Here is a 1,901-nt window from a genome sequence, read left to right as displayed (position 1 = left end):
ACGCGGTCACAGAAGCGCTCGCCGCGCATGCGGCGGCCCAGATTGAAGGGCGGATCGCCGATATTCGCGACCGCGAGCGCATCATGCGCCTGATGGCCGAGTTCAAGCCGGACATCGTGTTCCATGCCGCAGCGCTCAAGCACGTGCCGATTCTCGAGCGCGACTGGAGCGAGGGCGTCAAGACCAACATCTTCGGCTCCATCAACGTGGCCGACGCGGCGCTCGCCGCCGGCGCCGAGGCCATGGTGATGATCTCGACCGACAAGGCGATCGAGCCGGTGTCGATGCTTGGCCTGACCAAGCGCTTTGCGGAGATGTACTGTCAGGCACTGGACCACGACCTCGCAGCGGGGGCGCGCGGCGCCAAGCCGCCGATGCGGCTGATCTCGGTCCGGTTCGGCAATGTGCTGGCCTCGAACGGCTCGGTGGTGCCGAAGTTCAAGGCCCAGATCGAGGCCGGCGGCCCCGTGACCGTGACGCATCCCGAAATGGTCCGCTATTTCATGACCATCCGTGAGGCCTGCGATCTCGTCATTACCGCGGCAACGCACGCGCTCGGAGCGCAGCACTCGGACGTCTCGGTTTACGTGCTCAACATGGGCCAGCCGGTGAAGATCGTCGATCTGGCCGAGCGCATGATCCGGCTCTCCGGGCTTCAGCCGGGCTACGACATCGAGATCGTGTTCACGGGCATGCGGCCGGGCGAGCGCCTGTACGAGATCCTATTCGCTTCCGAGGAGCCGACCCACGAGATCGGTGTGCCCGGCATCATGGCCGCGCAGCCGAACGAGCCGCCGATGCAGACGCTGCGCAAATGGATTGCGGCGCTCGAACAGGCGATCGCGCGCGACGATCGCAGCACCATCAGGGCCATCCTGAAGGATGCGGTTCCCGAATTCGGGTCGACCGCGGCCTGACCATGCAGCCTCGAGGCAAGATCGTGGTCGCCTGTGCCGCTCTGGCCGTCGGATCGTTGCGCGACGCTGTTCTGGCAGAGCAACGATGAGCGAGATAAAGCCGGTCGCGCTGGTGACGGGGGCAAGCGGCTTCCTTGGCCGCCATATCGTGCCTGCGCTGACGCGGGAGGGATGGTCGGTCCGCCGCGCAGTGCGCAGCCCGGAAGGGACCGACAGCGAGGTCGTGATCAAATCGATCGGCCCCGAAACCGACTGGCAGGCTGCGCTTGAGGGCATCGATGCCGTCATCCATCTCGCCGCGCGCGTGCATTACAAGAACGAGGAGCACGCGGTCCAGCTCTACCGCGACGTCAATGTCGACGGCACACTGCATTTGGCGCGCTCCGCAGCGATGGCCGGCGTGCGCCAGTTCATCTTCATCAGTACCGTTCTCGTTCATGGCCGCAGCAATGACGGTCGTGCGCCGTTCCGCGAGAGCGATGTGCCGACGCCGCGTGGCCTCTACGGCACATCCAAGGCTGAGGCCGAGGCGGGCTTGAGGACGCTGGCGCGCGACAGCGACATGAAAATCTCGGTGATCAGGCCGCCGCTGATCTACGGCGCACATGCCAAGGGCAATTTCGCGCTGCTGACGCGCGCGGTCAGGCTGGGGCTGCCGCTGCCCTTTGCGGCGATCCGCAATCGCCGCAACTTTCTTTCCGTGCAGAACCTATCGTCGTTCATCCTGCACCGGCTCGGCCATTCCGACCCGGCGAGCAATTTCGAGATCTTCCTGCTGGCCGATCGGGAGCGGGTCTCGACGCCTGAATTCATCGCGTGCCTGGCAAGAGCCTCCGGCAAGAGCGCCCGGCTGTTCGGCATACCGCCCAGCCTGCTCAGTGCGGTCCTCCGCGTGATGGGCCGTCAGGATATGCAAGACGGCCTGATCGGCTCGCTCGAGCTCGATATCTCGAAGGCGATCGCGACCGGCTGGCAGCCGCAGGT

The 1,901-nt window shown here is 65.6% G+C and carries 2 protein-coding genes; both read left to right on the top strand.

Annotated elements, in window-relative coordinates:
- On the top strand, window positions 1–917 hold a 917-nt coding region (locus tag IVA91_RS12635), incomplete at its 5' end, for a polysaccharide biosynthesis protein (protein ID WP_247448588.1).
- A gap of 85 nt (window positions 918–1,002) precedes the next feature.
- The coding region (locus tag IVA91_RS12630) for an NAD-dependent epimerase/dehydratase family protein (RefSeq protein ID WP_247448587.1) at window positions 1,003–1,901 on the top strand (899 nt) is incomplete at its 3' end.

The organism is Bradyrhizobium sp. 153 (assembly GCF_023073835.1).
GTDB lineage: Bacteria > Pseudomonadota > Alphaproteobacteria > Rhizobiales > Xanthobacteraceae > Bradyrhizobium.
This window is presented reverse-complemented; position numbering and strand designations above follow the sequence as displayed.